Source organism: Gilliamella sp. App6-5 (genome assembly GCF_001690525.1).
Taxonomy (GTDB): domain Bacteria; phylum Pseudomonadota; class Gammaproteobacteria; order Enterobacterales; family Orbaceae; genus Gilliamella; species Gilliamella apicola_H.
Genome location: NZ_LZGT01000011.1, coordinates 1 through 6,151, shown reverse-complemented (window position 1 = coordinate 6,151; position 6,151 = coordinate 1). Strand labels below are relative to the sequence as shown.

Genomic DNA, 6,151 nt, shown 5'->3' with positions numbered 1-6,151 from the left:
AAGCTTAAACAGATGTTTGCCGAACTGAGCTTAAAATCCCAGCTTCAGGAAGAAATCATAAAAAAGCTTTAGTGCCCACCAAGGCACGTAAAATGTGGGCACAGCAACTACAACAAAATCATTCAGTTACTATTGTTATGAGTTGTGCTATTGTTGGCTTAAGCCGTTGTGCTTACTATTATCAACCTAAGTTACAGGATGATTCAGTGATTATTTCGGTGTTGAATGCTGTCACAGACCGGCATTTACGCTGGGGTTTTCCTAAATGTTTTAATCGTATCAGAAAGCTCGGCTATCAATGGAATCATAAACGGGTATATCGGGTGTATTGTGAATTAAAGCTTAATCTCAGGGTAAAGCGTAAAAAACGCATTCCTCCACGATGCCCGGAAAGGTTATTAGTCCCCAATAAACAAGGTGAATGTTGGTCAATGGATTTTATGAGTGACAGTAGTCGTAATCAACGTCGCTTTAGGACATTCAATGTCATCGATGACTTTAATCGTGAGGCGTTAGGGATTGATATTGCAGTAAGCTTACCAGCAGGAAGGATTACCCGTTACTTAGATAAACTGGCTGAATATCATGGGTATCCATTAAAAATACGCGTCGATAATGGACCAGAATTTACAGGAAAAACATTTATAAACTGGGCTAAATCACATGATATAGCCATTGATTATATAGCGCCCGGTAGCCCATATCAAAACGGGTACATTGAACGATTTAATCGCACCTATCGTACTGAAGTACTCGATTTATATCTTTTTAACAACTTAGCACAAGCAAGGAGAATAACCGAAGAATGGTTAACGATTTATAACACCGAAAGACCGCATGAGGCATTAAATAACATCGGTTTATCTGCAACACCTTTAAAACTCGCTTCTTTTATACTGGTATATCTATTTGTTTCAACAGGGTGGCTTATCAAGGATGGATAACGTTTCTTTTATTGTTGGTTTATATTGCGATAATGCATGGTTGTCTTTATTGCGTTTTAACGATTAGTCTGCGTCAAGGTAGAGTTCTTTTAATGTGGCTGTTTCTTTTATCTGCGTAAAATCAAACCAATCCCAACAACAGACCCGCTTAGCACCTTCACCATTCACTAACACCCAACCACTCTTTTGTCGGTTTTTATCATCAAGCACCCCGACTTTTAACCATCGGGATAATAGAGATTATCTTGTTTTTTAATCCCATATAGGATCAAATATTAAAGGTTCTGCACTGTCATTTTCACATTTAAGAAACGTAATATTCTTGCCATTCTTTTTTATTAAAACTCCTGCATTTTCAAGAGATGTATTTACTTCATAATGCCAAATATTTTTTTTAAAAACTAATGAATTTATTAAAACTTTCTGATCTGAAATTTCTTTCCGCAACTCTAATTCTATTTTGTTTTTATTACCATATCTGTATATTAGATCACCTTTATCAAAATAATTATAACAAATGGATAATTGCTTATGTCCTATTTGACAACCAAAGGCATCCATTTCAATTAGATTTTTATTATATGTACATAAAGAATGATCTTTAAAAAAGATTTTTTGTCTATAAAAATTACTCAAATCTGGATATTCTGATAGCTTAATTAACAATTTATTTATTTCATATTTTGAAACATTTTGTTTGAATTTATCAACTAAAATAAACAATAAGCTTTCATAAAAATTTAAAGGATATTCTCCCAAAATATTTTTTTTATTTAATAAAAACATGTTGTCTATAATTTTATTAGTTTCATCACTTCTATTTTCAATATAAGGCTCACCAATTATGTTTCCCATACGTCTCTCAAACGTGATTTTCCCCAATAAAAATAATTTATTATCTTTAATAGTCAAATATGTTATCGTTAAAGGAGAATTGCCTGTATTGGCTTCAGCAATACCAAATACCCCTAGTTTAGAATAGAACATTTCTCTACTGGAATATCCATTATCACTAACATTATTTTTATAAGTATATAATTGGTTATCAACTTTAATAGTTAATAATTGATATCCTATATAATCTATTGGTTCGGTTTTAGAATATGGACAATATTGATTTTTTAAATTCATATGACTGCCAGAAAAAGTGGTTATATTTACTTCCTCAAATGAGTCTTCATCACATTTTTTTGTTGTATTAGCAAATGCAAAATTCACTAATAGTACACTGAATATAATTATTTTATTCATTTATAATTCCAATATTTTACTTGTTTATAGCTTTTCATAGATTTCTTTTATAAGAACATCATAATTATTCTTTTTATAACCACTGCCATTATAATACAAAGCAAATGAATCCCATTTTTTTGATTTTAATGCTTCCAAAGCATTTTTATTCTTCAATAAATAACCTTTTAGTGTAATTAAATGATTTTTTTCTGAATGACTAATTTTATATAGAATATCTTCAATACTTAATTTGTCTGAATGCATATTTGCTCCCATAACTTGAAATTTTCCCCAAGAAGCTGACATTAGAGCTTCTCGAGGTGATAAAGCATATGCTTTTATTAATCGTTCATATTGTTTCGCATAGGAACCATATTTAGTAAATGAAGATTTATTTGATATATCAGGATCATCATCATATTTACCATTAGTTAATTTGTGAAAATAATGTCTCTCAAATAATATTTTAGGAACATGATCCCCTAAATGGGTATAAAAACTCTGATCCTTTGTTTCTTTTATACCTACAGCTTTAAGTGCTTTTGATTCACATCCTAATTCGTTTGCAACTTCTTCATAATCAGCATCGGTTAATAAATCCATATTTTTTCTTTGATTTAAAAAAATAAGTTCATATTCATTTTGGTCTAATAAAATAATTGGATGTTTTTTTTTACAGATAAATCCATCATCGCTACGGGATGCATAAACCACGCCTTCCCATCAGCACTAAGGGTGGCTGATGAGGCGGTATCTGCAGGGGGGAGTTGTGGTATCCGTTGTCTCGCTATTTTCTGGGGGGGTGTCATTTTGTTGGTTTAGCTTGGCCAAGCCTTTAGCAACATCATCCCACCATAACATCTTTTTTATCTTCTCTTTGGTCTTTTCCCAAGCTGTCACTTGTTTTTCTAATGCTGCCATTTTGGCATAAGATTCAAACTGTTCTTTAGTCAACTTTTCCGATGGTGATTCTTTATAATCAGCAGGAAAACGGCTTATTTCTCGTCTTAGTGTTTCAAACCCTTTCGCTTCAGGGGAGTACTTTGCTTCACCTACACGACTTAAATATGCATCTAATTTTGCTTCGTCACCTGTTTGTAAATACGCTAATATATTTTTAGCATTTTCCGTCATCTCGCTGTTTAACGCTTCCCATTTCGGCAGTTTGCCTTCAGCATCAATCTCGCTATACCATTCGCTTTCGTAATTGATTAATAAGCGACTTAATGCCGTAAATAGCATCGGTTTATCTGCAATACCTTTAAAACTTGCTTCTTTTATACTGGTATATATTTTTGTTTCAACAGGGTATTGCTTATCAAGAATAGATAATGTTTCTTTTATTGTTGGTTTATATTGCGATAATGAATGGTTGTCTTTATTACGTTTTAACGATTTGTCTGCGTCAAGGTAGATTTCTTTTAATGTGGACGTTTCTTTTATCTGCATAAAATCAAACCAATCCCAACAATATGCCCGCTTAGCACCTTCACCATTCACTAACACCCAACCACTTCTTTTTCGGTTTTTATCATCAAGTACATCGACTTTTAACCACACGTTATCTTGTGCATCTTTTGCTCGATTGTTGTTTGTCGATAACTTTGCATCATTTATCTCGACCCGTAATGCCGTGCCCACAATCAGTGTGCTACTAGGTATATTACACGCTTGTAAAGGATGCTTAGTCCAAGCCGCCGTGTTTTCAGCTAAAGACAACTCCCCATTGGGTTTGGCTACTTTGGCAATAGCAGCCTCATTTTTTATCCATAATGTCTTTATCTCAGTTTCTGATGACTGAATTTCAATTTGTAAGCAGACAACCTTAATGTCTTGACTTCGTAAGTTTAGGAATAATCATAAATTACTTCGCTCTGGTAGCAAATCCGCCTCGCGTAACCGAACATCAAGGCGATTTATTGTTTTCACATCCTCAATATTTTTAAAAAATGGAAAGTGATCGAGCGATACAATGACAGTGCCAACCTGTTTATCATTTTGATTAATAGGAATAATTTTATGCACTTCTGGATAATCCTTTGCATTTAGTGGTGCTGGAATGTAAACAATTAGTGAAGTACCGATTCGTTTAGGAAATATAGCTTCAACTCTTTCCATCAAATCAATTTCAATATAGCTATCTATAAAAACATTAGCCAATTTAGTCACAAAGGTTGTGATTTGCTTTAATAGTTGTAAATCTTCAAATTTAGTGAAAAAAAAGTCAATTTCAGAACTAATCAGAGCATCATCAAAAAATGATTTATCAACATCATAAGTGATAACCTGTCCTGAACTTTTATGTTCGCCATCAATAAAAAAAATCTGCGTATCATTGTTCTTTTCAATTTTTTGGTAGGCTAAAGCAAGTTTTTTCATCCCAAAATCAGTAAAACCCTCAGGGCTGTAGACTAACTCTTCTGGTTTCACCTTTACGGTGTTTTTAAAAAGATACCAACACATGTTTGAATCAAAACTATCTTGATAAGCCTTTAAGACATTTTCCAAACGTTGATAAAAATCAGTAAATGTGAGTGTTGTTGTCTTTGGTAAATAAAGTATGATACTAAACTGAATATCGTCTGATTCAATGTATTTAGTCATATTAATCTCTTTATGTTAATTACGATAATGGAACCCAAATTACACTTAATGAAGGGTATGAATCAATCTCTAAAATATCTAAATCATCAGTTTCTGATGACTGAATTTCAATTTGTAACCAGACAACCTTAATGTCTTGACTTAGTAAGTTTAGGAATGATCATAAATTACTTCGTTCTGGTAGCAAATCCGCTTCGCGTAACCGAACATCAAGGCGATTCATTGTTTTCACATCCTCAATATTTTTAAAAAATGGAAAGTGATCGAGCGATACAATGACAGTGCCAACCTGTTTATCATTTTGATTAATAGGAATAATTTTATGTGCTTCTGGATAATCCTTTGCATTTAGTGGTGCTGGAATGTAAACAATTAATGAGGTACCGATTCGTTTAGGAAATATATTTTTAGAACGAGGGAAAAGATGTATCAAATCAATTTCAATATAACTATCTGTAAAAACATTAGCCAATTTTGTTACAAAGGTTGTGATTTGCTTTAATAGTTGTAAATCTTCAAATTTAGTGAAAAAAAAGTCAATTTCAGAACTAATCAGAGCATCATCAAAAAATGATTTATCAACATCATAAGTGATAACCTGTCCTGAACTTTTATGTTCGCCATCAATAAAAAAAATCTGCGTATCATTGTTCTTTTCAATTTTTTGGTAGGCTAAAGCAAGTTTTTTCATCCCAAAATCAGTAAAACCCTCAGGGCTGTAGACTAACTCTTCTGGTTTCACTTTTACGGTGTTTTTAAAAAGATACCAACACATGTTTGAATCAAAACTGTCTTGATAAGCCTTTAAGGCATTTTCCAAACGTTGATAAAAATCAGTAAATGTGAGTGTTGCTGTCTTTGGTAAATAAAGTATGATACTAAACTGAATATCGTCTGATTCAATGTATTTAGTCATATTAATCTCTTTATGTTAATTACGATAATGGAACCCAAATTACACTTAATGAAGGGTATGAATCAATCTCTAAAATATCTAAATCATCAGTTTCTGATGACTGAATTTCAATTTGTAACCAGACAACCTTAATGTCTTGACTTAGTAAGTTTAGGGATAATCATAAATTACTTCGCTCTGGTAGCAAATCCGCTTCGCGTAACCGAACATCAAGGCGATTCATTGTTTTCACATCCTCAATATTTTTAAAAAATGGAAAGTGATCGAGCGATACAATGACAGTGCCAACCTGTTTATCATTTTGATTAATAGGAATAATTTTATGTGATTCTGGATAATCCTTTGCATTTAGTGGTGCTGGAATGTAAACAATTAATGAGGTACCGATTCGTTTAGGAAATATATTTTTAGAACGAGGGAAAAGATGTATCAAATCAATTTCAATATAACTATC

At 32.5% G+C, this 6,151-nt stretch carries 7 protein-coding genes and 1 pseudogene; 1 reads left to right on the top strand and 7 read right to left on the bottom strand.

Annotation, left to right across the window (positions count from 1 at the left end; all coding sequences use genetic code 11):
• Window positions 1-71 precede the first annotated feature (71 nt).
• Window positions 72-944: an IS3 family transposase gene (locus tag A9G24_RS01590; protein ID WP_255307218.1), complete on the top strand. Its 873-nt coding sequence runs from the start codon at window positions 72-74 to the stop codon at window positions 942-944.
• A 63-nt stretch (window positions 945-1,007) separates the two neighbouring features.
• Here the strand turns inward: A9G24_RS01590 and A9G24_RS12770 are convergent, their stop codons facing one another.
• From A9G24_RS12770 to A9G24_RS01560, 7 genes and pseudogenes are all read right to left on the bottom strand, one after another.
• Window positions 1,008-1,154 (bottom strand): hypothetical protein, encoded by a 147-nt coding sequence (locus tag A9G24_RS12770; protein WP_176701149.1) that lies wholly within the window; start codon window positions 1,152-1,154, stop codon window positions 1,008-1,010.
• Window positions 1,155-1,196: 42 nt separating this feature from the next.
• Window positions 1,197-2,195, bottom strand: a complete 999-nt coding sequence (locus A9G24_RS01585; protein WP_065637474.1) for a hypothetical protein — start codon at window positions 2,193-2,195, stop codon at window positions 1,197-1,199.
• 24 nt (window positions 2,196-2,219) lie between these two features.
• Window positions 2,220-2,891, bottom strand: a complete 672-nt coding sequence (locus tag A9G24_RS01580) for an N-acetylmuramidase domain-containing protein (protein WP_081303036.1) — start codon at window positions 2,889-2,891, stop codon at window positions 2,220-2,222.
• A 15-nt stretch (window positions 2,892-2,906) separates the two neighbouring features.
• Window positions 2,907-3,896, bottom strand: a complete 990-nt coding sequence (locus tag A9G24_RS01575; RefSeq protein ID WP_065637473.1) for a hypothetical protein — start codon at window positions 3,894-3,896, stop codon at window positions 2,907-2,909.
• Between the two features lie 138 nt (window positions 3,897-4,034).
• Entirely contained in the window at window positions 4,035-4,781 is a 747-nt protein-coding gene (locus tag A9G24_RS01570) for an Imm52 family immunity protein (RefSeq protein ID WP_065637472.1), read from the bottom strand.
• Between the two features lie 160 nt (window positions 4,782-4,941).
• A complete protein-coding gene (locus A9G24_RS01565) occupies window positions 4,942-5,697 on the bottom strand; it encodes an Imm52 family immunity protein (protein ID WP_065637471.1) in 756 nt (251 codons plus the stop codon).
• 160 nt (window positions 5,698-5,857) lie between these two features.
• Window positions 5,858-6,151, bottom strand: a pseudogene (locus A9G24_RS01560) (Imm52 family immunity protein); the annotation flags it as partial.

Bases quoted from the DNA above. Each gene is read 5' to 3' on its own strand.
- A9G24_RS01565 (WP_065637471.1), bottom strand. From the start codon at position 5,697: ATGACTAAATACATTGAATCAGACGATATTCAGTTTAGTATCATACTT.
- A9G24_RS01570 (WP_065637472.1), bottom strand. From the start codon at position 4,781: ATGACTAAATACATTGAATCAGACGATATTCAGTTTAGTATCATACTT.
- A9G24_RS01585 (WP_065637474.1), bottom strand. From the start codon at position 2,195: ATGAATAAAATAATTATATTCAGTGTACTATTAGTGAATTTTGCATTT.